The organism is Streptomyces sp. NBC_01429 (assembly GCF_036231945.1).
In the GTDB taxonomy this organism is placed as follows: Bacteria; Actinomycetota; Actinomycetes; order Streptomycetales; family Streptomycetaceae; genus Streptomyces.
On the sequence record NZ_CP109599.1, the window covers coordinates 2258016 to 2281658 of the forward strand.

The following is a 23643-nucleotide window of genomic DNA, read 5'->3' on the forward strand; positions in this document are numbered from 1 at the left end:
GAATCCGCCCGGTATCCGCGAGAGACTTCCGGGTATGTCCCGACCCATCGCTCGCGTGCTCACCCTGCTGGAGCTCCTCCAGTCGGGCGGCATCAGGACCGTGGCCGAACTCGCCGACCGGCTCGGCGTCGACGAGCGCACGGTGCGGCGGTACGTCGACCACCTCCTCGACCTCGATGTGCCCGTCGAGTCGGTGCGCGGCCGCTACGGCGGCTACCGGCTCGCCTCCGGCTACCGCATGCCGCCGCTCATGCTGAGCGACGACGAGGCGCTCGCCGTGCTGCTCGGGCTGGTCGCGGGCGAGCGGGCCGGGCTGCTGACGGCCGCGGGGGCGGCGAGCGGGACGGCGGCGGCCAAGATCCGGCGGGTGCTGCCCGAACGGCTCGGCCGCAGGATCGACGCCGTGCTCGGCTCCCTCGCCTTCACCGCCGCGCCGCGTGCCGCGGCGGCCCCGGAGACCGCGGTCCTGCTCGCGATCGCCGACGCGGTGCGCCATCACCGGCCGGTCTCGGTCCGGTACACGGCCGCCGACGGCCGGAGCGGCGAACGCGTCCTGCGTCCGTACGGGCTGGTCGCCCACGCGGGCAGGTGGTACGTGACGGGTCAGGATCCCGCGATCGGCGAGGACCGGACGTTCCGGCTGGACCGTATCGCCGGTGCGAGGATCCTGCCCGGCTCGTTCGAACCGCCCGCCGGGGTCGATCCGGTGGAGCGCGTCCTGACGGGGCTCGCCACGGCTCCGTACCGGCACGAGGTCACGCTGCGGATCCGGGCGACGGCCGAGCTGATCCGCACCCGGCTGCCCGCGAGCGTCGCGCTCGTGGAGGAGGAGGAGGAGGAGGAGGAGACGGCGGAGGCGGCGAGCGGGACGGCCGAGAGTTCCGAGGGGTCCGAGCGCTGGTCACGCGTCGAGCTGCGGGTGGAGCGGCTCGACTGGCTGCCCGGCGTACTCGCTTCGCTGGACCGGCCGTTCGTCATCGAACGGCCGGACGAGCTGCGCGGCCTGGTCGCGGCGCTCGCCGCCCGGCTCGCGCGGTCGGCGCGGGCCGAGCCGAACGAGAGGAACTAGAAGCCGGGCGGCTCCGTGTACGTCCCCCACTCGTCCCTCAGCGCGTCGCAGATCTCGCCGAGCGTCGCCTCGGCCCGTACCGCCTCCAGCATCGGGGCGATCATGTTCGAGCCGTCGCGCGCCGCCGTCAGCATCGACGCGAGGGAGCCGCGGACGCGGGCGTCGTCACGGGCGCCCCTGCGCTCGCCGAGGGTCCGCACCTGATCGCGCTCCACCTCGTGGCTGACCCGCAGGATCTCCAGATCGCCGGTGACCGAGCCGTGGTGCGCGTTGACACCGACGACCTTCTTGTCGCCCTTCTCCAGCGCGCGCTGGTACTGGAACGCCGACTCGGCGATCTCGCCGGTGAACCAGCCGTCCTCGATCCCGCGCAGGATCCCGGAGGTGACGGGACCGATGGGGTGCAGCCCGTCCGGGTGGGCCCGCAGCCCCCGTTCCTTGATCTGCTCGAAGATCTTCTCGGCGTCGGCCTCGATCCGGTCGGTGAGCTGCTCGACGTACCAGGAGCCGCCGAGGGGGTCGGCGACATTGGCGACGCCGGTCTCCTCCATCAGCACCTGCTGGGTGCGGAGCGCGATCTCGGCGGCCTGCTCGCTCGGCAGGGCGAGGGTCTCGTCCAGCGCGTTGGTGTGCAGCGAGTTCGTACCGCCCAGGACGGCCGACAGCGCCTCCACCGCCGTCCGTACGACGTTGTTGTACGGCTGCTGGGCGGTGAGCGAGACGCCGGCGGTCTGGGTGTGGAAGCGCAGCCACTGCGCCTTGTCGGTGCGCGCCCCGTACACGTCCCGCATCCAGCGCGCCCAGATCCGCCGGGCCGCGCGGAACTTGGCGATCTCCTCGAAGAAGTCGAGGTGCGCGTCGAAGAAGAAGGAGAGGCCGGACGCGAAGACGTCGACGTTCATCCCCCGGCTGAGCCCCAGCTCCACATAGCCGAAGCCGTCCGCGAGGGTGTACGCCAGCTCCTGCGCGGCCGTCGAGCCCGCCTCGCGGATGTGGTAGCCGGAGACCGAGAGGGGCTTGTACGCGGGGATGGCGACGGCGCAGTGCTCCATCAGGTCGCCGATCAGCCGCAGATGGGGCTCGGGCTGGAACAGCCACTCCTTCTGCGCGATGTACTCCTTGAAGATGTCCGTCTGGAGCGTGCCGTTGAGCACGGCCGGGTCGACGCCCTGGCGCTCCGCCGCGACGAGGTACATGCAGAAGACGGGGACGGCCGGGCCGCTGATCGTCATGGAGGTGGTGACCTCCCCGAGCGGGATGCCGTCGAAGAGGACCTCCATGTCGGCTGCCGAGTCGATGGCGACCCCGCAGTGGCCGACCTCGCCGAGCGCGCGGGGGTCGTCGGAGTCGCGGCCCATGAGCGTGGGCATGTCGAAGGCGACGGAGAGCCCGCCGCCGCCGTTGGCGAGGATCGTCTTGTAGCGCTCGTTGGTCTGCCGCGCGTTGCCGAAGCCGGCGAACTGGCGGATGGTCCAGGTCCTGCCCCGGTAGCCGGTCGGGTGGAGGCCCCGGGTGAACGGGTACTCGCCGGGCCAGCCGATCCGCTCGAATCCCTCGTACGTGTCACCGGGCCGGGGCCCGTAGACCGGCTCCACCGGGTCGCCGGAGAGCGTGGTGAAGTCCGCCTCACGCTTGCGGGCCTTGTCGTAGCGGGCCTGCCAGCGTCGGCGGCCCTCCTCGATCGCGTCAGCGTCAGCGTTCATACCTTCAAATTTACTAGGACGTCCAAGTAAATGTCGATGGAGAACCGCCCGCACATCGTGCGGGCGGGGAGGGAAGTGCCGCTACGAGGGGCGCTACGCCTTGGCGGCGACCGGCTCGCGGTCCGTGAGGAGCGGCCGGATCTCACGCGTGATCTTCGGCTCCACGAAGAACGACGCGGCCGGGATGCAGCCGGCGGCCAGCACCCAGAGCAGCTTGCCGAAGGGCCACTTCGCCTTGGAACCCAGGTCGAAGGCGAAGACGACGTAAATGATGAACAGCACGCCGTGGATCTGGGAGATCAGCATCGTGTCGCCGGTGTCGAACCCGTACTTCATGACGATCGCGACGGTGAAGACCAGCAGCCAGACGGCGGTGATGTACGCCATCACCCGGTAGCGCGACAGCACATTTGACTTCATGCGAGGAGCCTAACGGGGCACATTGGGCGATCTTCGCGCGCCCCCGCACGCACTCCCACGCCCCCGGTGCGCCACCGCACCGCCCCGCTACTCGTCGAAGTCCTGCGCCGCGACGCGCAGCGGGCGCAGCATCGCGAAGATCTCCGCGCACTCCTCGGCGTCGTACGCGCCCAGGCCGAAGTCCATGTCCATCAGGTCCTTGGTGGCGGCCTCCACCACTTCCCGCCCCTTGTCGGTGATGGAGGCGAGGGTGCCCCGGCCGTCGGCGGGGTTGGGCCGCTTGTCGACCAGACCGGAGGTGACGAGCCGGTCCACCGTGTTGGTGACCGACGTCGGGTGGACCATCAGCCGCTCACCGATCTTGGACATCGGCAGCTCGCCCGCCTGCGAGAAGGTGAGCAGCACCAGCGCCTCGTACCGGGCGAAGGTCAGCCCGTACGGTTTGACCACCGCGTCCACTCCGGCGAGCAGGATCTGATGCGCGCGCATGATCGAGGTGATCGCCCCCATGGAGGGGACGGGCCCCCAGCGCCGCTTCCACAGTTCGTCGGCGCGGGCGATGGGGTCGAAGGGGAGACCGAGCGGCTTTGACACGGCATCGACCTTACCCACTGGCCATCCCGGCCTTCAGCCCCGTCTCGCCCCTCGGTCGGCCCGGCGCACCGGTACGGGCGGACGCCGCCCGGCAGCGCCCTCGCGGTGTCGCATCCCGGAACCAGCTGATCGTTATGTAACGATATGCCGGTCTTGCCATTCCCGTACGTTCCCCAGTCGTTCTCCGAGGGGTATGGATGTCCGGCCGCAGACCACACCGCTCACGCACCGCAGCCGCCGCCGTGGCGGCCCTCATCGGGCTGGCCGTGACCGGCTGCTCGGCCTTCTCGTCCGGCCCGTCGCCCTCCGCCGCCTCCGCCCCGGGGCAGACCGGCCCGGCGTCGGTCCTGGGCGAGGCCGCTCCCTCCGCGGCGTCGCCGTTCTGGGTCGATCCGGACAGCGACGCGGCCCGGCAGGTCAAGGTGTGGGAGAACCAGGGGCGCAAGGACGAGGCCAAGATCCTCCGGCGCATCTCGGAGCGCGCGGTGGCCGAGTGGCCGGCCGGGGACAACCCCGAACCGCAGGTCCGCCGGACCGTACGGGGCGCGAAGGCCGACAAGCGCACCGCCGTCCTCGTCGCGTACAACATCCCGCACCGCGACTGCGGCCTCTACTCCGCCGGTGGCGCGCACGACGCCGCCGCCTACCGCTCGTGGATCGGCGCCTTCGCCGACGCGATCGGCGACGCCGACGCGATCGTCGTCCTGGAGCCGGACGCCGTACCCCACCTCGCGGACGGCTGCACCCCCGAGCAGCACCAGGACGAGCGGTACGAACTGCTCTCCGAGGCCATCGGCACCCTCAAGCGCCGGCCGCACACCCGCGTCTATCTGGACGCGGGCAACCCGGCCTGGGTCACCGACCCCGGCAAGCTCGCCGACACGCTCCGGCGCGCCGGTGTCGAGGCGGCCGACGGCTTCTCGCTGAACGTGTCCAACTTCCAGACCAACGACGCGGTCAAGAGCTACGGCACCCAGCTCTCCGGCCTGCTGGGCGACGCTCACTTCACGGTGGACACCAGCAGGAACGGCGCGGGCCCCCTCTCCGGCGACCGCGACCAGGCCTGGTGCAACCCCACGGGGCGGGCCCTGGGCACCCCGCCCACCACCAACACCGGCAACGAACTCCTCGACGCCTTCCTCTGGATCAAACGCCCCGGCGACTCCGACGGCCCGTGCCGGGGCGGCCCGGCCGCCGGCACCTGGTGGCCGGAGTACGCGCTCGGGCTGGCGCGCCGGGCGAAGGGCTGACGCGCGTCCCCGTGGTGCGTCAGGTGACCTGGATCCACTTCGCCTCCGACGGGACGCCCGCCTTGTCCGTCGCGAAGAGCATGTACCAGCCCGGCGGGACCACGGCGCGGTCGTTCGGGGCCTCGACGGTCACCGCGTTCTTCGACCTGCTGAGTTTCAGCTCCACGGAACGCTGCTCCACGTCCGTCGTGTGGGTGACGGCGCTCGGGCGCATCAGACGGGCCTTGGCGATGCGGTCCGGGTGCGGGGTACGGAAGGTCGCGCGGCCCTTGGCGTCGAGCTTGCCGGGCCCCGCGCCGAGATCCGGGCGGTTCTCCTTCTTGCCCTGGTCGCCCTGGAGGTAGGGCGGCGTGTAGATCTCCACCCGCTGTTCGAACGTGCCGAGTTTGGTGTTGTCGGCGTCGTTGAACAGCGGATCGGAGCCGAAGGTGACGACCCGGCCGTCGGGGAGCAGCAGCGCCTCCGAGTGGTAGTTGCGGCCGACCGTGGGGTCCGCCGCCGCGCGGAACGAGTTGGTCGCGGGCTCGTAGAACTGCGCCTTGAGGATGTCGCTGGCGCTGCGGCCCCGGTAGTCGGAGGAGCCGCCGGTGGTGAACACCGTGTCGTCGGGCAGCAGCACGCTGCTCAGGTAGCGGGTGCCCTGCGGCAGCTTCGGGCCCTCCCGGAAGGCCGGGCTGTCCTTGTTGAGGTCGACGATGGCGGTGCGGGCGGTGGCCTTGGAGGACTCGCCGACACCGCCGCCGCCCAGCAGCATCACCCGCTGGTCCTGGACCGGGGGCAGCATCAGGGAGGCGGAGGTCTCCGTCTGGTCGGGGTCGGTGAGGCCGTCGACCTTGGTGAAGGTGTTCTTCTTCAGGTCCCACAGCCCCGGCTGCCGGCCCTTGTCGGCGGGTCCGTAGCCGGCGTTGGAGCCGGAGTAGAAGAGCTTGCCGCCCTTGGTGAGGAAGAGCGCGGGGTAGGTGGGGAAGTAACGGGTGGGGCCCTGGGTCCACTTCTTGGTCTTCGGGTCGTACAGCTCGTTGTCCCCGGTGACCACGGCGCCGACGTCGTCGAGGCCGGAGACGGCGAGGACCTTGCCGTCGTCCAGGGTGACCAGGGTGGGGTACCAGCGGGCCTCCTTCATCGGGTCGACGGGGACGTACTTCTCGGCCCTGGGGTCGAATTCGTAGGCCGACTTGATGCCCTGGAAGTCCTGCTTCTCCGTGGTGAGCTTCTGCGCGAGGCCGTAGAGGTTGTCCGCGTCCTTGCCCTTCAGCCCGAGGATCTCGTACTGCGCGGCCTGGGTCGTCAGCGCCTGCGGGCCCTTGTCGACCGCCTCCACGAAGACCCGGGCCTCACCGGGGGTGATCTTGGTCTGCCAGGGGAGCATCCGGCCGCTCTTGCCGTAGCCGACCTTGAACTCCTTCTTCGCCTTGGGGACCCTGACGTCGGAGGTGCTGACGTACTCGACGCCCGACGGGGAGCGGAAGCGGGTGCCCTTCTTGAACGTGTGGGCCCGGTCCGGGTTCTCGTTCTTGACGCGCATCCCGCCGCCCGCCCGGCTGACCTCGCCGTCGAGGACCTCGTAGCGCGCGGTGCCGCCCGCCACCAGTAGCCGGCCGTCGGGGAGCTGGGAGTGGCCGGCGCAGAAGAAGTCCTCGGGGGTGGGGATCTTCTTGAAGGAGTCGTCGGCCGGGTTCCAGAGGATGGTGTCGAAGGAGCCCTCGTCGAACTTCTTCTGGTTGTTGCCCGACCCGGCGATGATCAGCACCTTGCCGCTGTGCAGCAGGGCCGCGTGGATCGCGTTCGTACGGAATCGCTTGGGGACGTCGAGCATGGCCCACGAGCCGTACTGCCGCTTGTAGCCGGGCTGGGCGATCTTGTACGCGTGGTACTTCTCGGCGGCGAAGGAGTAGGCCGCGGGGGCGTTGAGGCCGACGAGCACCACCAGTGCCCCGCCGCCCAGCAGCGTCTTCTTGAACTTGTCGGACGGCCGGTACCGCGACGTCCCGACCTTCCTGGTGCGCTTGGCCATGGCTCAGTTCCCTCCTGACGTCGATACGGTCGCGGCCTGCACCTTCGTGGCGGTCTGCACCGCGGTGGCGGCGTACGCGGGCCGCGGCTCCTCGCCCGCGGGCCGCTCGGCGGGCCGCTCCGCCGGTACGGTCGCGGTGAGGGCGGCCGTACGTTCCGCGCGTTCCGCGCGCTCGCGCCGCAGCGTCCAGCCCCAGACGGCGACCGGTGCGAGCGCGATCACCAGCGCCAGTGCGGCCCAGGTGCGCATCGCCACATGGGTGTGGCCGAGGAAGACGGACGCGATGAGCGAGGTGACGAGGACGGCGGCCCAGAAGAGGTGGAGCCGGAACGTCATCAGCCGGTCGGGGCTGGCCTGGCCGCCCTTGGGGGTGACGACGAAGCGCCCGTTGGCGCGCAGCAGCGCCGCGCCGAGCGACTTGAGGTAGATGGGCGCGGAGAGCGCCGACATGGCCATCCCGGCGAGTCCGCCCGAGCCGCTGGGTTCGTGGGGCGAGACGTTGTGGCGCCTGTTCCAGAGGTAGAGGCCGATCTGGAGGGCGGCGGCGTCGCTGTAGAGCATCAGCAGGACCGAGGAGGAGACCTGGGTGCCCGAGGCGCCGAGCCAGAGGAAGAGGACGCAGCTGAGGATGCCGAGGAACCAGTTGACGGCCGTCATCGGGTAGTACACGAGCATCAGCGTGTAGCTGAGCAGCCGCCCCGGCGGCACCCGGAAGGGTGCCTTCCAGTACTGCTTGAGGAGCGTCTCGTAGGTGCCCCGGGACCAGCGCAGCTGCTGGGTGAAGAAGTCGGTCCAGGACGCGGGCCCCTCCCCCACGGCCAGTACGTCGGGGGTGTAGACGGAGCGCCAGAACCGGCCGGTGAGCGGGTTTCTCGTGCGGTGCAGCTCGAAACCGGTGGCCATGTCCTCGGTGATCGAGTCGTACAGCCCGCCTATCTGCTTGAGCGCCTTGATCCGTACGACGTTGTTGGTGCCGACGAACATCGGGGCGTGGTAGCGGTTGCCGGCCCGCTGGATCAGCGCGTGGAACAGGAACTGCTGGGACTCGGCGGCCTTGGTGACGGGCGAGGTGTAGTTGCCGTACACCTGCGGTCCGACGACGAAGGCGACGTCCGGGTCGCGGAAGTAACCCGCCATCCGTTCCAGGAAGTTGGGGAGCGGTATGTGGTCGGTGTCGACGGAGGCGAAGAAGTCGTAGTCGTCGCCGTGCATGGCGAGCCAGGCGTTGTAGTTGCCGTGCTTGGTGCGCGCCCTGTGGACGCCCTTCGCACGGTTCCACTGGGGGACGCCCTTACGGGTGAAGTGACGCACCCCCAGCTCCGCGCAGAGCGCCCGCGCGGCGGGGTCGTCGCCCTCGTCGAGCAGCCAGATGTCGAGGGGGCCGCTGTGGCGCAGCCGTACGGCTCCTTCGAGCGTGGCCCGCGCCATGGCGAGCGGCTCCTTGCCGGGGACGTACGTGGTGAGGAAGGCGATCCGGGTGCCGGTCTCGGCGGCGACGGGTATCGGGTCCCTGGCGACCATGGTGGCGTGGGCCACCGAGGCGACGTTGACCAGCATGAACAGGGCGATGAACCCGATCGAGCCGAGCATCACGTGGTCGAAGACGATGAGCCAGCGGTCGCCGCCCTCGCGCTCGGTGCGGTGGCTGGGCCAGACCAGGTAGACCAGCAGGGAGCCGGAGAGGACCGGCGCCAGGGCCATCAGCAGCACGGCCCGTATTCGGCGGGGCTCCCGAGCCAGCAGACTGCGGTACTCCACCCGGTAGGGGGCCCTCGGGTCCGGCTCCGTGAGCGGGCCGGCCAGACGGCTGTGGAGGTCGTAGTCGTAGTCGGGGTCGTCGTCGGGATCGAGGTCGTGGTCGTAGCCCTCGGGCCGCACGGTGCCTCCAGCTGAGTCGCGAGGTCGATATCCCCACAGAAAGGGAGATTGACCGGCGTGTCGACTGGAGGCGTCCGTGCGAGGGGTTTTACCCTCGCGGGTTACTGCGTACGGGGCGTCGGACGGGGTTCACGAGGCGAGGTGGCGCTCGACGGTCTCGACCTTCGAGGTGAGCCCGTCGGTGACGCCGGGCCGGATGTCGGCCTTGAGGACCAGCGAGACGCGCCCGGCGCGGGCCTCGACGGCGGCGACGGCGCGCTTGACGACGTCCATCACCTCGTCCCACTCGCCCTCGATCGAGGTGAACATGGCGTCCGTACGGTTCGGCAGACCGGACTCACGGACGACCCTGACGGCGTCGGCGACATACTCACCGACGTCCTCCCCCACGCCGAGGGGGGAGACGGAGAAGGCGACGATCATGCGCTCACCGTACCTTCGCGGCGGGCGCGGGAGGCGATGACGGCGTCGTCGGCCGCGCGCTTGAGCCTGCGGTCGGCGTAGAAGCCGCCGAGCGGCAGGACGGAGAGGACGAAGTAGAGCGCGGCCGTCCCGAGGGACCACTTGGTGCGGTTCCAGGCGTCGGCCCAGAAGATCACGTAGAGGATGAAGAGAACGCCGTGGACGGCGCCCATCACGGGGACCGCGTTGAACTCCGTCGTGCGCTTGAGCACCGAGCAGACGAGCAGCAGCAGGAAGGAGACGGCCTCCGGGGCGGAGACCAGGCGGAGGCGGTGGAGGGCGGAAGCGGTCTTGATGTCCACGAGCAGGCACCTTCGTCGGTCGGGGGCTACGTGATCTCGTGCGCGCGATCTTGTGAACGCGTGCACAAGCTCCGGTCATTGTGACAGCCCGGCCCCGGGCGACCGCTGTCAGGGTCGGTACGGGGCGGGGACCGGGGGTCCGTTCAGGGGCGACTCCGGGGCGGATCGGGGGTGGAAGCCCTGTTTTCCACCGGTGGGGCCGGATACCTTCGAGCTGTGGCTCAGTTCCGACTGCAAGGCAGCAGGGTGCTCGCCGTCGAGATGACCGGCGACGCCGTCAAAGCGAAGAACGGGTCGATGGTCGCGTACGACGGCCGGATGACCTTCAAGAAGTTGACGGGGGGCGGTGAGGGGCTGCGCGGGATGGTGACGCGCCGGCTCACCGGCGAACAGATGACCGTGATGGAGGTGAAGGGCCAGGGCACCTGCTATTTCGCCGACCGGGCGAGCGAGATCAACCTCGTCTCGCTGCACGGCGACAAGCTCTATGTCGAGTCGAGCAATCTGCTCTGCACGGACGCGGGTCTGCGCACGGGCACGACCTTCACCGGCCTGCGCGGCGGGGCGTCGGGAAATGGCCTGTTCACGACCACCGTGGAGGGCACGGGGCAGGCGGCGATCATGTCGGACGGCGAGGCGGTGATCCTGCGGGTGTCGCAGCGGTACCCGCTGTACGTGGACCCGGGGGCGTACATCGCGCACCAGGGCAAGCTTCAGCAGAAGCTCCAGTCCGGGGTGAACTTCCGGACGCTCATCGGCGAGGGCTCGGGCGAGTCCTTCCAGATCCGCTTCGAGGGCGAGGGGCTCGTGTACGTCCAGCCGAGCGAGCGGAACACGATCGGGGGCGATCTCTAGTGCCGTTCCGCGAGATCAACTCGAAGATGGTCGAGGCCACGGTGGCCCCCGGCCAGAAGCTGTTCAGCCAGCGCGGCGCGATGCTCGCCTACCGGGGGGAGGTCGGCTTCACGCCGAACATCCGGGGCGGCCAGGGCGGCCTCATGTCGATGATCGGCCGGCGCGTGGCCAACGAGGCGACCCCGCTCATGACGGTCGAGGGCAGCGGCACGGTGCTGTTCGGCCACGGCGGGCACCACATCCAGGTCATCAACCTCGCCGGGGACACGCTGTACGTCGAGGCGGACCGGCTGCTCGCCTTCGACGGGACGCTCCAGCAGGGGACGATGTTCATGGGCTCGCAGGGCGGGGTGATGGGCATGGTGCGCGGCCAGGTCACCGGCCAGGGGCTGTTCACCACCACGCTCAAGGGGCATGGCGCGGTCGCGGTGATGGCACACGGCGGGGTGATCGAGCTGCCGATCACCCCGGGCGCGGAGATCCGGGTGGACCCGCAGGCGTACGTGGCCCACCACGGCGACGTACGGAACAAGCTCTCCGCCGCGCTCGGCTGGCGCGAGATGGTGGGGCGCGGCTCGGGCGAGGCGTTCCAGCTGGAGCTGAGCGGCAGCGGTGCGGTGTACGTCCAGGCGTCGGAGGAGAAGCTGTGAGCACGGGAGCCGCGAGCGCGCCGGTGATCTTCGATCCGATGACGCTGCCGGTCGACGACAACGTCAACGCGTACACCTTCTGCGTGGATCTGAAGGGGAGCCGGTGGTTCCTCCAGAAGGGGAAGATGATCGCCTATTACGGGGAGATCAGCTTCGACGGGATCGGCCATGGGCGCTTCGAGGGGCTGGTGCGCAGCAGCTTCCACTCGCCGCTGCACGCCGCCGACTGGGTGGTCGCCGAGGGCAGCGGCAAGATGCTGCTGGCCGACCGGGCGTTCGACGTCAACTCCTTCGACCTGGAGGACGGGAATCTGACGATCCGGTCCGGGAATCTGCTGGCGTACCAGCCGACGCTGGCGCTCAAGCAGTCGATCGTGCCGGGCTTTCTGACCCTGATCGGCACGGGGAAGTTCGTCGCCGCGTCGAACGGTCCGGTGGTGTTCATGGAGCCGCCGCTGCGGGTGGATCCGCAGGCGCTGGTGGGCTGGGCGGACTGCCCGTCCCCCTGCCACCATTACGATCATGGCTATATGTCGGGTGTGCTCGGCGGGATCCGGTCATTGACGGGCATCGGGGGCACCTCGGGCGAGGAGCACCAGTTCGAGTTCGTCGGGGCGGGGACGGTGCTGCTCCAGTCGACCGAGGAGCTGATGACGGAGCAGCCGACGGGCACGGTGACCCCCGAGGCGGGGGTGCCCGGCAGCGGCGCTCCGGCGGGGGGCTCGGGACAGCTGGGCGACCTCCAGCGTCGCTTCGGGCTGTGAGCGGTAGTCTGCGGAGTGTGATGTCGAACGCGTGGTCCCTCTTCGCGCGCGTGGCTGGCGTCACACCCCACGGGCCACCATTTTCGTCCAGAATTCAACTTCTTAGGTAGAATAGATACATGGAGACCGAGACGGCCACCCGCTGGCTGAGCGACGCGGAGCAGTGCGCATGGCGCACGCATCTGGATGTCAACAAGCTGCTGACGCACCAGTTGGAGAAAGACCTCCAGCCGTTCGGCCTGACCATGAACGACTACGAGATCCTGGTGAATCTCTCCGAGTCGGATGACCGGCGCATGCGGATGAGCGACCTCGCCGCCACCACCCTCCAGTCCAAGAGCCGACTCTCGCACCAGATCACCCGGATGGAGACGGCCGGACTGGTCCGCAGGGAGCACTGCGAGTCGGACCGGCGCGGCCTCTTCGCGGTGCTGACGGACAGCGGCATGGAGACCATGCAGCAGGTCGCGCCGCACCATGTCGAGTCCGTGCGCAGGCACTTCATCGATCTGCTCTCGCCCGAGGCGCTCGCGGAGCTGCGGGCGTCACTGACCCCGGTCGCGGAGCATCTGCACGGACGGCGCGGCAAGGCCTGAGCCCGCTCGCGACGGCCCTCGCGCCGCGCGGCCGGCCCGACACACCCCTTGCCTTCAGGCGGGCGTCGGGCCGTCGTCGGCCGAGGGCAGCCGCAGCTCGAACAGGGCGCCGCCGCACTCCGCGCGGCCGGCCGTGAGCGTACCGCCGTGCCGCTCGGCCACATCGCGGGCGATGGCCAGACCGAGCCCGGCGCCGCCGTCGTCGCGGCTGCGGGCGTCGTCGAGCCGTACGAACCGTTCGAAGACGCGCTCGCGCTCCGCGTCCGGCACCCCGGGGCCGTCGTCGGCGACCGCGAGCACCACCGTGGAGCCCGACCGCCGTACGGACGCGGTGACCGAACCGGCGGCGTGGCGCTGCGCGTTGTCCAGCAGATTGCCCAGCACCCGGGCCAACTGACCGCGTGATCCGGCCACTTCCGCCCCCGGCAGCACATCGACCGCGACCGGGATCCGGTCCAGGGTCCGCTGCGACACCTCCTCGTGCACCAGCGCGCCCAGATCGAACCGGGCGGCGCGGGCGGGCCGCTCCCCCGCGTCCAGCCGGGCCAGCAGCAGCAGATCGGCCGCGAGCCGCTGGAGCCGTACGGTGTCGGCGACCGCGCCGGGAACGTCCAGCAGCGCCGGATGCGCCTCGCCCACCTCCAGCTGCGTACGGAGTGAGGCGATGGGGCTGCGCAGCTCGTGCGAGGCGTCGGCGACGAAGCGGCGCTGCCGCTCCACGGACGCCTCCAGCGCGGTGAGCGTCTCGTTGGTCGTCCGGGCCAGCCGCGCCACCTCGTCGTGCGTGGCGGGCTCAGGAACCCGTCTGGACAGGTCCTCGGAGGCGGTGATGGCGGCCAGTTCGCGCCGGATGCCCTCCACGGGCCTGAGCGCCCGACGGGTCATCAGCCAGGTCACTCCCCCGACGACCAGCAGCAGGACCGGCAGCCCCGCCAGCATGGAGAGCCCGGTGGTGCGAACGGCGTCCTGCCGGTCCGCGAGTGAGGCGCCCGCGTGGACGAGGACCGTCTCCCCCGCGCGGTCGGTCGCCTCGATCGTCGCGAAGCGGTAGTCGGCGGTGTCACCGTCCACGGTGGCGCTGCCCGAGCCGTACGAGGTGGTGTCGCCGATCTCGCCGACGGCGGGGTCGTCGTCGCTCCCGCCCCGGTCGTGGCTGTCGTCGGAGTCGTTCGAATCGTCCCCGTCGGCGTCGCCGGAGTCGTCGTCCCCGTCGGCGTCGCCGGAGTCGTCGTCCCCGTCGGCGGAGCCGGAGCCGGTGCTGCTCGCGCCCGGTCCGGGAGTGGCCGCCGCCCGTACCGCGCGGACTCCGGTGCCGCTGATCCGTTCCAGCCCCTCACTGGCCACCAGCAGCCGGCCGTCCTCGTCGGTCACCTGCACCGGATGGTCCTCCTCGTCGGGCAGTTCGAGGTCCGCGTACGCGACCCGGTCCGGGGCCTGGGAGGCGATGTCCAGCGCGACCTCGCGCGCCGCCCTGTCGGCCTGCCGGTCCGCCTGCTCCGTGAGGTTCGAGCGCAGCGAGAGGAGCACCGCGAGCCCGGCGGCCAGCAGCGCGACCGCCACCACGGCCGTCGCGCCCAGGGACGCCCTGGCGCGTACGGAGCCGAACCGGCGGCGTCCCACGCGGCGTCTCACGACGCGACCAGCCGGTATCCGGCGCCGCGCACCGTCTGGATCGCCGCGGCGCCGAGCTTGCGCCGCAGCGCGCTGATGTAGACCTCGATGATGTTCGGGTCGCCGTCGTAGGCGAAGTCCCAGACGTGCTCCAGGATCCACTGCTTGCCGACCACCTCGCCCGCCCGCACCGCCAGCTGCTCCAGTACGGCGAACTCCTTCGCCGTCAGGGCCACTTCGGTCTCGTCCCGGAAGACCCGGCGGGCCGCCGTGTCCACGCTCAGCGCCCCGATCCGCAGCACGGGCGAGGCACCGGCCGACCCGCGCCGGCGCAGCAGCGCCCTGACCCGGGCGACGAGCACGACGTACGAGAACGGCTTGGTCAGATAGTCGTCGGCGCCCGTGTCGAGCCCCTCAGCCTCGTCGTACTCGCCGTCCTTCGCGGTGAGCATCAGGATCGGCACGTCGTGCCCGGCGGCGCGCAGGGCCGCGCAGACCCGGTAGCCGTTCAGGCCGGGCAGCATGATGTCGAGCACGACGAGGTCGTAGACGCCCTCGCTCGCGCGGTGCAGCCCTTCGAGGCCGTCGTGAACGACATCGACGGCGAAGCCTTCGGCCCGCAGTCCCCCGGCGAGGGAGACCGCGAGCCGCTTTTCGTCCTCCACGATCAGCAAGCGCATGGCCCCACCCTGCCAAACAGAACCTGAAGATCACTTCAGCCGAATTCAGGCGGCCTTCAGCTTCCGTGGGACACATTGAGAACCGGATCGACACGGATCACCACGGACCGACTCGGGAGGACCCCCCATGAAGCTGAAGCTCGCCATCTCCGCGATCACCGCGGCGGCACTGATCGGCGGCGGCACCTACACGGCGCTCGCCACCTCGCACAGCACCGACATCGCACGGGCGGAGCGGCCGACTCCGGCGCCGACGGCCACCTCGGCGACCGACGATCCGCCCCCGGCCGCGACGCCCTCCACGACCGTCACGGCCACCTCCACCCCGACGGCGACGGCCGCGCCCGGGGACCGCGAGGAGCTCACCGCGAGCGAGGCGGTGGCCGCGGCGCTCGCGAAGTTCCCCGGCGCCGTGTCCTCCGTCGAGCGGGACGACGACCGCGCCGGCCGCTGGGAGGTCGACCTGTTCGGCACGGACGACGTCCGGCGCGAGCTGACGGTGGACGCGCTCACCGGCGCGGTGCGTGTGGACCGCGCGGACCGGGACGACGACGGGGACGACGACGCCGAGGACCGGGCCGCGCTGCGCGCCGCCGCGGTGGACGTCCGGCGGGCCGCGGCCGCCGCCCTCGCCTCCGTACCGGGCAGCGTGACGTCCGCCGAGATCGACGACGACACCCCGGGCGCCCACTGGGAGGTCGAGGTGCGCGGCAAGGACGGCCGTGAGCACGAGCTGAACGTCGACGCGCGGACCGCCAAGGTCACGGCGGACCGCGACGACGACCACGCCGACGGCGACGACGACTGAGGGGCGCGGCACGGCCGGTACGCCTAGGGCGTGTTGCGAAGGAGACACATGAGACGCGCGGGACGCCTCGAAGACGGTCCGGGCGGGGGCCGACGGCCGGTCGGCGCCCGCCCGGTCAGCGCCCGCCCGTGATCCCCGCCACCAGTTCGTCGGCCGCCGTGTACGGGTCGAGGTCGCCCGCCACGATCCGCTCAGCGAGGACGTCCAGCCGGCGGTCGCCGTGCAGGTCGCCGATGCGCTCGCGCAGGGCGGTGACGGCGAGGGTCTCCACCTCGTGGGCGGCGCGGCGGGTGCGGCGGGCGGCCAGGACGCCGTGCTCCTCCATCCAGGCGCGGTGCTTCTCCAGGGCCTCGACGACCTCGTCGATGCCTTCCCCGCGCGAGGCGACGGTCTTGACGATGGGCGGGCGCCAGTCGCCGGCGGCGCGCTGCTCGCCCAGGGCGAGCATGTGGTTCAGCTCGCGGGCCGTGGCGTCGGCGCCGTCCCGGTCGGCCTTGTTGACCACGTACACGTCGCCGATCTCCAGGATGCCCGCCTTGGCCGCCTGGATGGAGTCGCCCATGCCTGGGGCCAGCAGGACCACCGAGGTGTCGGCCTGGGAGGCGATCTCGACCTCCGACTGGCCGACCCCGACGGTCTCCACCACGATCACGTCGCACCCCGCCGCGTCCAGCACCCGGATCGCCTGCGGCGCCGACCTGGCCAGCCCGCCCAGATGGCCCCGGGTGGCCATGGAGCGGATATAGACACCGGGATCGGAGGCGTGCTCGGACATCCGTACGCGGTCACCGAGGAGCGCGCCCCCGGAGAACGGCGAGGAGGGGTCGACGGCGAGCACCGCGACCCGCTTGCCCGCGCGCCGGTACGCGGAGATCAGCGCCGAGGTCGACGTCGACTTGCCCGCCCCCGGCGGCCCGGTCAGCCCCACGACGTACGCGTTGCCCGCGAGGGGCGCGAGCGCCGCCATCACCTCGCGCAGTTGCGGGGACGCCCCCTCCACCAGTGAGATCAGCCGGGCCACGGCGCGCGGCCGGCCCTCCCGTGCCTGAGCCACCAGCTCGGGGACGTCCTGCATCACAGCTCCCGTCGGTTCGATGCGTACCGTATGCGCTGCCCGGTACGTACTGCGTACGCGCTGCCCGGTACGTACTACCCGGCCACCCGTACGATCAGCGCGTCTCCCTGGCCCCCGCCGCCGCACAGCGCCGCCGCGCCGGTCCCGCCGCCGCGCCGCTTCAGCTCCAGCGCCAGATGCAGCACGATACGGGCGCCGGACATGCCGATCGGATGGCCGAGGGCGATCGCGCCGCCGTTCACGTTCACCTTTTCCGGGGACACCCCGAGGTCCTTCATTGACTGCACGGCGACCGCAGCGAACGCCTCGTTGATCTCGATCAGATCGAGGTCCTCGACGCCGATGCCCTCCTTCTCCAGCGCGTGCCGGATCGCGTTCGACGGCTGGGACTGGAGCGAGTTGTCCGGGCCCGCCACATTGCCGTGCGCGCCGATCTCGGCGATCCAGTCCAGCCCCAGTTCGAGCGCCCTGGCCTTGCTCATCACCACGACAGCCGCCGCGCCGTCGGAGATCTGCGAGGCCGTGCCGGCCGTGATCGTGCCGTCCTTCGCGAAGGCGGGCCGCAGCCGGCCCAGGGACTCCGCGGTCGTCTCGGGGCGGATCCCCTCGTCCTCGCCGAAGATCACCGGCTCGCCCTTGCGCTGCGGGATCTCCACGGGGGTGATCTCCGCCTCGAAGACACCGTTCTTCCGGGCCGCGGCGGCCCGCTGGTGGGAGAGCGCGCCGAACTCGTCCTGCGGGAGCCGCTCGATGCCCAGCCGGGTGTTGTGGTGCTCGGTGGAGGCGCCCATCGCGATGTTCTCGAAGGAGTCGGTCAGCCCGTCGTGCGCCATCGAGTCGAGCATCTCGACCGCGCCGTACTTGTACCCCGCGCGGGACTTGGGCAGCAGATGCGGCGCGTTGGTCATGGATTCCTGGCCGCCCGCGACGATCACGTCGAACTCGCCCGCGCGGATCAGCTGGTCGGCCAGCGCGATCGCGTCCAGCCCGGAGAGACAGACCTTGTTGACGGTGAGCGCGGGAACGTTCATCGGGATACCGGCCTTGACGGCGGCCTGGCGGGCCGGGATCTGCCCGGCCCCGGCCTGGAGCACCTGGCCCATGATCACGTACTGCACCTGCTCGCCGCCGATGCCGGCCCGCTCCAGCGCGGCCTTGATGGCGAAGCCGCCCAGATCGGCGCCGCTGAAGGGCGTGAGCGAGCCGAGGAGCCGCCCCATCGGGGTACGGGCGCCCGCGACGATCACGGAGGTGGTGGTGTTCGATCCAGACATGAGACGCGATCCCCTTTGCGTGGAGCGTGAGGAGTGAGGGTGGGTGTGGCGCTTGGTGACGGTGCCGCGGTGTGAACGATGGTTCACTTCAAATGTACTGAGCGGTACCGCCCCGGGTCACCCGGCGGCGCGTGTGACGGCGCGCACGTTGCGTAATCGCCCTCGTACCGCTGCACTGTCTCCATGCTGACGCGAATCGACCACATCGGAATCGCCTGTTTCGACCTCGATGCGACCGTCGAGTTCTACCGGGCGACGTACGGCTTCGAGGTGTTCCACACCGAGGTCAACGAGGAGCAGGGCGTACGAGAGGCCATGCTCAAGATCAACGAGACGTCCGACGGCGGGGCTTCCTACCTTCAGCTCCTCGAATCCGTAAGGGAGGATTCGGCCGTGGGGAAGTGGCTGGCGAAGAACGGCGAGGGTGTGCACCACATCGCGTTCGGCACCGCCGACGTGGACGGTGACGCCCAGGCCGTGCGTGACAAGGGCGTACGCGTCCTCTACGAGGAGCCGCGCACCGGTTCCATGGGCTCGCGCATCACCTTCCTCCACCCCAAGGACTGTCACGGAGTCCTCACAGAACTCGTCACCTCCCGTCCGGAGCACTGACCTTAAGGATTCCCGGCCCGGTAGAGTGGGGCGCTCCGGGCCGGGGCCGGGCCGGGGCCGCGCCCCTGTCGATGATCTGTCACCATTCCCCGGGGGACCGCTCGCCGAGAGCGGTGCTCAATTGGGCAGTTGCGACCAGGGGACGGATGGGACCGCGCAGTGCGGGGCTACGAACGCCAGGAGAGCCACCGAGCTGACGACGACCACCTTTCGCGGTTCGAAGCCGAGATGGACCGGCTGAAGACCGCGCGGGAGAAGGCCGTCCAGCACGCCGAGGACCTCGGTTACCAGGTCGAGGTATTGCGCGCCAAGCTTCACGAGGCGCGCCGCAGTCTGGCGACCCGTCCGTCCTATGACAGCGGAGACCTCGGCTATCAGGCCGAACAGCACCTGCGCAACGCCCAGATGCAGGCCGAGCAGATGCGCGCGGACGCCGAGCGCGAGCTGCGCGAGGCGCGCGCCCAGACGCAGCGGATCCTCCAGGAGCACGCCGAGCACCAGGCGCGGCTCCAGGCCGAGCTGCACGCGGAGGCCGTCCAGCGGCGCCAGCGGCTCGACCAGGAGCTGGCCGAGCGCCGGCAGACCGTCGAGTCGCACGTCAACGAGAACGTGGCGTGGGCCGAGCAGCTCAGGGCCCGTACGGAGGCACAGGCGCGGCGGCTGCTCGACGAGTCGCGCGCCGAGGCCGAGCAGGCCCTGTCCGCCGCCCGCTCCGAGGCCGCCCGGGTCGCCGAGGAGGCGCGTCGCCGCCTGGGCTCCGAGGCCGAGTCGTCCCGCGCCGAGGCGGAGTCGATCCTGCTGCGCGCCCGCAAGGACGCCGAGCGGCTGCTGAACGCCGCCTCGGCACAGGCGCAGGAGGCCGCGGGCCACGCCGAGCAGCTGCGCTCGTCCACGGCCGCCGAGGCCGACCAGGCCCGCCAGCAGGCCGCCGAGTTGAGCCGGGCCGCCGAGCAGCGGATGCAGCAGGCGACGGAGCGGCTGCGCGAGGCGCGGGCCGAGGCCGAGAAGGTCGTCGGGGAGGCGAAGGAGGCCGCCGCCAAGCGGCTGTCCGGCGTCGAGTCGCAGAACGAGCAGCGCACCCGTACGGCCAAGTCCGAGATCGCCCGGATGGTCGGCGAGGCGACGAAGGAGGCCGAGGCCACCAAGTCCGAGGCCGAGCAGGCGCTCGCCGACGCCCGCGCCGAGGGCGAGAAGCTGGTCGCTGACGCCGCCGAGAAGGCCCGTACGGTCGCGGCGGAGGACACCGCGGCGCAGCTCGCCAAGGCCGCCCGTACCGCCGAGGAGGTGCTGACCAAGGCGTCCGACGACGCGCAGGCCACCACCAGGTCCGCGAGCGAGGAGGCCGAGCGGATCCGCCGCGAGGCCGAGGCGGAGGCGGACCGGCTGCGCGGCGAGGCCGCCGAGCAGGCCGACCAGCTCAAGGGCGCGGCCAAGGACGACACCAAGGAGTACCGCGCCAAGACCGTCGAGCTTCAGGAAGAGGCCCGCAGGCTGCGCGGCGAGGCCGAGCAGCTGCGCTCCGAGGCGGTCGCCGAGGGCGAGCGGATCCGCGGCGAGGCGCGCCGCGAGGCCGTCCAGAAGATCGAGGAGGCGGCGAAGACCGCCGAGGAGCTGCTCGCCAAGGCCAAGGCCGACGCGGACGAGCTGCGCTCCGGCGCCACGGCCGAGAGCGAGCGGGTACGCACCGAGGCCATCGAGCGCGCCACCACGCTGCGCCGGCAGGCCGAGGACACCCTGGAGCGCACCCGCGCCGAGGCCGAGCGGCTGCGCGTGGAGAGCGAGGAGCAGGCGGAGGCCACCACGGCCGCCGCCGAGAAGGCCGCCGCCGGGCTGCGCGAGGAGACCGAGCGCGGCGTCGAGTCGCGCAAGGCCGAGGCTGCGGACGAGCTGACCCGGCTGCACACGGAGGCGGAGCAGCGGCTCGCCTCCGCCGAGGAGGCGCTCGGCGAGGCCCGTACCGAGGGCGAGCGGATCCGCCGCGAGGCCGCCGAGGAGACGGACCGGCTGCGCACCGAGGCGGCCGAGCGGGTGCGTACGCTCCAGGCGCAGGCCGAGGAGGAGGCGGAGCGGCTGCGTGCCGAGGCCGCCTCCGACGCCGCGCAGGCGCGCGCCGAGGCGGAGAGCGCCGCGGTACGGCTGCGGTCGGAGGCCGCCGCGGAGGCGGAGCGGCTCAAGAGCGAGGCGCAGGAGAGCGCCGACCGCACCAGGTCCGAGGCGGCGGCCGCCGCCGAGCGGGTCGGTACGGAGGCCGCCGAGGCGCTGGCCGCCGCGCAGGAGGAGGCGGTACGCCGCCGCCGCGAGGCCGAGGAGACGCTGACCGGCGCCCGCGCTGAGGCGGACCAGGAGCGCGAGCGGGCCCGCGAGCAGAGCGAGGAGCTGCTCGCGTCGGCCCGTAAACGGGTGGAGGACGCGCAGACCGAGGCACAGCGGCTGGTCTCCGAGGCGGACTACCGCGCCACGGAGCTGGTGGCGGCCGGCGAGCAGACCGCCCAGCAGGTACGGGACTCGGTGGCCGGTCTCCAGGACCAGGCCGAGCAGGAGATCGTCGAGCGGCAGGCCGCCGCCGAGCAGGCCGCTGACCGGGTGCGGGCCGAGGCGCAGGACGAGTCGGACCGGGTGCGGGCGGACGCGTTCGCGGAGCGGGAGCGCGCCGCCGAGGACGCGAACCGGCTGCTCGTCAGGGCGCAGGAGGAGAGCGACGCCGCGCAGGCGCTGGCCGAACGCACCGTCAACGAGGCGATCGCGGAGGCGGAGCGGCTGCGCTCCGAGACCGCGGAGTACGTGCGGCGGGTACGGACCGAGGCGTCGGACTCACTCGCCTCGGCCGAGCAGGACGCCTCCCGCGCCCGCGCGGACGCCCGCGAGGACGCCAACCGGATCCGGAGCGAGGCGGCGGCGCAGGCCGACCGGCTCATCGGGGAGGCCACCGGCGAGTCCGAGCGGATGCGCGCCGAGGCCGCCGAGACGGTGGGCTCCGCCCAACAGGCCGCCGAGCGGCTGCGGTCCGAGGCCGCGCGGCTCACCTCGGAGAGCGAGGCGGCGGCCGAGCGGGTCAGGAACGAGGCGCAGGAGGAGACGGACTGGCTGCTGGACGAGGCGCGCAAGGACGCGGCCAAGCGCCGCTCCGACGCCGCCGAGCAGGCCGACCAGCTCATCAACAAGGCTCAGGAGGAGGCGCTCAACGTCGCCACCGAGGCCGAGGCGCAGGCCGACCGGATGGTGGCGGCGGCCCGCAAGGAGGCCGGCCGTATCTCGGCGGACGCGACGGTCGAGGGCAACTCCCTGGTGGAGAAGGCCCGTACGGACGCGGACGAGCTGCTGGTGGGCGCGCGCCGGGACTCCACGGCCATACGGGAGCGGACCGAGGAGCTGCGGGTCAGGACCGAGGGCGAGATCGAGCAGCTCCACGAGCGGGCCCGCCGGGAGACGGCGGAGCAGCTGAGGACCGCGGGCGAGCGCGTCGACAATCTGATGAAGGCCGCCAACGAGCAGCGGTCCGAGGCCGAGCAGAAGGCCAAGGAGCTGGTCGCGGACGCCAATTCGGAGGCGAGCAAGGTCCGGATCGCCGCGGTGCGCAAGGCGGAGGGACTCCTCAAGGAAGCCGAGCAGAAGAAGGCCGATCTCACCCGGCAGGGCGAGAAGTTGCGCGCCGACGCCGACCAGGAGGCGAAACGGATGGTCGAGGAGGGCAAACGCGAACTCGACATCCTGGTGCGCAGGAGGGAGGACATCCAGACCGAGATCTCCCGGGTCCAGGACGTGTTGGAGGCGCTGGAGTCGTTCGAGTCGCCTTCGGGTCCCGCGAAGGACAATCCCGTCAAGGCGGGCGCCGCGGCGGGAACAACCCGTTCGAGTGGCAAGTCTTCCGACGGCTAGCCACTCAAAAGGCTGGACATTCTCCAGATCAAACCCGCATCCGCTCGATGACACGCCGCTTAGGCCCCTAGGATTCCCCCTATCACCTCACCGGTCTCATTCGACAGGAACCCCATGAGCGACACTTCCTCCCCATTCGGCTTCGAGCTCGTGCGGCGTGGTTACGACCGCGGTCAGGTGGACGACCGCATTACCAAACTCGTCGCCGACCGTGACAGCGCGCTGTCCCGTATCACCGCTCTTGAGAAGCGCATCGAGGAACTCCACCTCGAAACGCAGAACGCCCAGGCCCAGGTCACCGACGCGGAACCGTCGTACGCCGGACTCGGCGCCCGCGTCGAGAAGATCCTCCGTCTCGCCGAGGAGGAGGCGAAGGACCTGCGCGAGGAGGCCCGTCGCGCGTCCGAGCAGCACCGCGAACTGGCCGAGTCCGCGGCCCAGCAGGTGCGCAACGACGCCGAGGCGTTCGCCACCGAGCGCAAGGCGAAGGCCGAGGACGAAGGCGTCCGCATCGTCGACAAGGCGAAGGGCGACGCCGCCACGCTCCGTTCGGACGCGCAGAAGGACGCGCAGTCCAAGCGCGAGGAGGCGGACGCGCTCTTCGAGGAGACCCGCGCCAAGGCCGCCCAGGCCGCCGCGGACTTCGAGACGAACCTCGCCAAGCGGCGCGAGCAGTCGGAGCGCGATCTGGCGTCCCGTCAGGCGAAGGCCGAGAAGCGGCTGGCGGAGATCGAGCACCGCGCCGAGCAGCTGCGTCTGGAGGCCGAGAAGCTGCGTACGGACGCGGAGCGCCGGGCCCGGCAGACCGTCGAGACGGCCCAGCGTCAGTCCGAGGACATCGTGGCCGACGCGAACGCCAAGGCCGACCGGATCCGCAGCGAATCGGAGCGCGAGCTGGCGGCGCTCACCAACCGCCGCGACTCGATCAACGCGCAGCTGACCAACGTCCGCGAGATGCTGGCCACGCTGACCGGAGCCGCGGTGGCCGCCGCGGGCACCCCGGCCGACGACGAGCCGATCTCGCGCGGTGTCCCGGCTCAGCAGTCCCGCTGAACCGACGGCTCCGTTCGTTACGGGCGCGCAGGCCCCGTTCGCAGGGCAGTCGTACGGTCCACAGTCGGCCCGTACGATTACGTAACGATCGTGCAAG

21 protein-coding genes are annotated in these 23643 nt (G+C 71.5%); 10 read left to right on the plus strand and 11 right to left on the minus strand.

The window, feature by feature from the left end; all coding sequences use genetic code 11:
* Nucleotides 1-34 precede the first annotated feature (34 nt).
* Nucleotides 35-1069, plus strand: coding sequence for a helix-turn-helix transcriptional regulator (locus tag OG627_RS09305; RefSeq protein ID WP_329063285.1), 1035 nt, complete (start codon nucleotides 35-37; stop codon nucleotides 1067-1069).
* On the opposite strand, the gene OG627_RS09310 is transcribed toward OG627_RS09305, so the two are convergent.
* From OG627_RS09310 to OG627_RS09320, 3 genes are all read right to left on the minus strand, one after another.
* Nucleotides 1066-2772, minus strand: a complete 1707-nt coding sequence (locus OG627_RS09310; RefSeq protein WP_329063287.1) for an acyl-CoA mutase large subunit family protein — start codon at nucleotides 2770-2772, stop codon at nucleotides 1066-1068. The genes OG627_RS09305 and OG627_RS09310 overlap by 4 nt on opposite strands.
* Nucleotides 2773-2865: 93 nt before the next feature.
* Complete coding sequence (locus OG627_RS09315) at nucleotides 2866-3192, minus strand: DUF3817 domain-containing protein (RefSeq protein WP_329063289.1); 327 nt, start codon at nucleotides 3190-3192, stop codon at nucleotides 2866-2868.
* An 87-nt stretch (nucleotides 3193-3279) separates the two neighbouring features.
* Entirely contained in the window at nucleotides 3280-3786 is a 507-nt protein-coding gene (locus tag OG627_RS09320; protein WP_329063291.1) for a MarR family winged helix-turn-helix transcriptional regulator, read from the minus strand.
* 197 nt (nucleotides 3787-3983) lie between these two features.
* On the opposite strand from OG627_RS09320, the gene OG627_RS09325 reads away from it, so the two are divergent.
* Nucleotides 3984-5036 carry a glycoside hydrolase family 6 protein gene (locus OG627_RS09325; RefSeq protein WP_329063293.1) on the plus strand — a complete coding sequence of 351 codons (1053 nt, stop codon included), beginning with the start codon at nucleotides 3984-3986 and terminating at the stop codon, nucleotides 5034-5036.
* Between the two features lie 19 nt (nucleotides 5037-5055).
* Here the strand turns inward: OG627_RS09325 and OG627_RS09330 are convergent, their stop codons facing one another.
* The 4 genes from OG627_RS09330 to OG627_RS09345 form a co-directional block, all read right to left on the minus strand.
* Nucleotides 5056-7050: a kelch motif-containing protein gene (locus OG627_RS09330; RefSeq protein ID WP_329063295.1), complete on the minus strand. Its 1995-nt coding sequence runs from the start codon at nucleotides 7048-7050 to the stop codon at nucleotides 5056-5058.
* A gap of 3 nt (nucleotides 7051-7053) precedes the next feature.
* Nucleotides 7054-8928 (minus strand): glycosyltransferase family 2 protein, encoded by a 1875-nt coding sequence (locus tag OG627_RS09335; RefSeq protein ID WP_329063297.1) that lies wholly within the window; start codon nucleotides 8926-8928, stop codon nucleotides 7054-7056.
* Between the two features lie 129 nt (nucleotides 8929-9057).
* Nucleotides 9058-9351, minus strand: coding sequence for an MTH1187 family thiamine-binding protein (locus tag OG627_RS09340; protein ID WP_030079249.1), 294 nt, complete (start codon nucleotides 9349-9351; stop codon nucleotides 9058-9060).
* Nucleotides 9348-9692, minus strand: a complete 345-nt coding sequence (locus OG627_RS09345; protein WP_329063299.1) for a DUF3817 domain-containing protein — start codon at nucleotides 9690-9692, stop codon at nucleotides 9348-9350. Before OG627_RS09345 ends, OG627_RS09340 begins: the two co-directional genes overlap by 4 nt.
* Before the next feature lie 216 nt (nucleotides 9693-9908).
* On the opposite strand from OG627_RS09345, the gene OG627_RS09350 reads away from it, so the two are divergent.
* The 4 genes from OG627_RS09350 to OG627_RS09365 all read left to right on the plus strand — a co-directional run bounded on the left by OG627_RS09350 (nucleotide 9909) and on the right by OG627_RS09365 (nucleotide 12557).
* A complete protein-coding gene (locus OG627_RS09350) occupies nucleotides 9909-10547 on the plus strand; it encodes an AIM24 family protein (protein WP_329063302.1) in 639 nt (212 codons plus the stop codon).
* Nucleotides 10547-11197, plus strand: a complete 651-nt coding sequence (locus tag OG627_RS09355) for an AIM24 family protein (protein ID WP_329063304.1) — start codon at nucleotides 10547-10549, stop codon at nucleotides 11195-11197. The genes OG627_RS09350 and OG627_RS09355 overlap by 1 nt, the downstream gene beginning before the upstream one ends.
* Nucleotides 11198-11235: 38 nt before the next feature.
* On the plus strand, nucleotides 11236-11961 hold the full coding sequence (locus tag OG627_RS09360; RefSeq protein ID WP_329072523.1) for an AIM24 family protein: 726 nt from the start codon (nucleotides 11236-11238) through the stop codon (nucleotides 11959-11961).
* Between the two features lie 119 nt (nucleotides 11962-12080).
* Entirely contained in the window at nucleotides 12081-12557 is a 477-nt protein-coding gene (locus OG627_RS09365; RefSeq protein WP_329063306.1) for a MarR family winged helix-turn-helix transcriptional regulator, read from the plus strand.
* A 54-nt stretch (nucleotides 12558-12611) separates the two neighbouring features.
* Here OG627_RS09365 and OG627_RS09370 read toward each other — a convergent pair whose 3' ends face one another.
* Nucleotides 12612-14189, minus strand: a complete 1578-nt coding sequence (locus tag OG627_RS09370) for a sensor histidine kinase (RefSeq protein ID WP_329063308.1) — start codon at nucleotides 14187-14189, stop codon at nucleotides 12612-12614.
* The gene (locus tag OG627_RS09375; protein ID WP_329063310.1) at nucleotides 14186-14848 is read right to left on the minus strand and encodes a response regulator transcription factor; all 663 of its coding nucleotides are present in this window, start codon (nucleotides 14846-14848) and stop codon (nucleotides 14186-14188) included. The genes OG627_RS09370 and OG627_RS09375 overlap by 4 nt, the downstream gene beginning before the upstream one ends.
* Nucleotides 14849-14975: 127 nt before the next feature.
* On the opposite strand from OG627_RS09375, the gene OG627_RS09380 reads away from it, so the two are divergent.
* A complete protein-coding gene (locus OG627_RS09380; RefSeq protein WP_329063312.1) occupies nucleotides 14976-15656 on the plus strand; it encodes a PepSY domain-containing protein in 681 nt (226 codons plus the stop codon).
* A gap of 115 nt (nucleotides 15657-15771) precedes the next feature.
* Here OG627_RS09380 and meaB read toward each other — a convergent pair whose 3' ends face one another.
* Nucleotides 15772-16731 carry a methylmalonyl Co-A mutase-associated GTPase MeaB gene (gene meaB, locus OG627_RS09385; protein ID WP_329063313.1) on the minus strand — a complete coding sequence of 320 codons (960 nt, stop codon included), beginning with the start codon at nucleotides 16729-16731 and terminating at the stop codon, nucleotides 15772-15774.
* Nucleotides 16732-16805: 74 nt separating this feature from the next.
* Nucleotides 16806-18005 carry an acetyl-CoA C-acetyltransferase gene (locus tag OG627_RS09390; RefSeq protein WP_329063315.1) on the minus strand — a complete coding sequence of 400 codons (1200 nt, stop codon included), beginning with the start codon at nucleotides 18003-18005 and terminating at the stop codon, nucleotides 16806-16808.
* A gap of 183 nt (nucleotides 18006-18188) precedes the next feature.
* On the opposite strand from OG627_RS09390, the gene mce reads away from it, so the two are divergent.
* From mce to OG627_RS09405, 3 genes are all read left to right on the plus strand, one after another.
* Nucleotides 18189-18617, plus strand: a complete 429-nt coding sequence (gene mce / locus OG627_RS09395; RefSeq protein WP_329063317.1) for a methylmalonyl-CoA epimerase — start codon at nucleotides 18189-18191, stop codon at nucleotides 18615-18617.
* A gap of 159 nt (nucleotides 18618-18776) precedes the next feature.
* Nucleotides 18777-22493, plus strand: coding sequence for a polarized growth protein Scy (gene scy, locus OG627_RS09400; RefSeq protein ID WP_329063319.1), 3717 nt, complete (start codon nucleotides 18777-18779; stop codon nucleotides 22491-22493).
* A gap of 114 nt (nucleotides 22494-22607) precedes the next feature.
* Complete coding sequence (locus OG627_RS09405; RefSeq protein WP_329063321.1) at nucleotides 22608-23546, plus strand: cellulose-binding protein; 939 nt, start codon at nucleotides 22608-22610, stop codon at nucleotides 23544-23546.
* Nucleotides 23547-23643 lie beyond the last annotated feature (97 nt).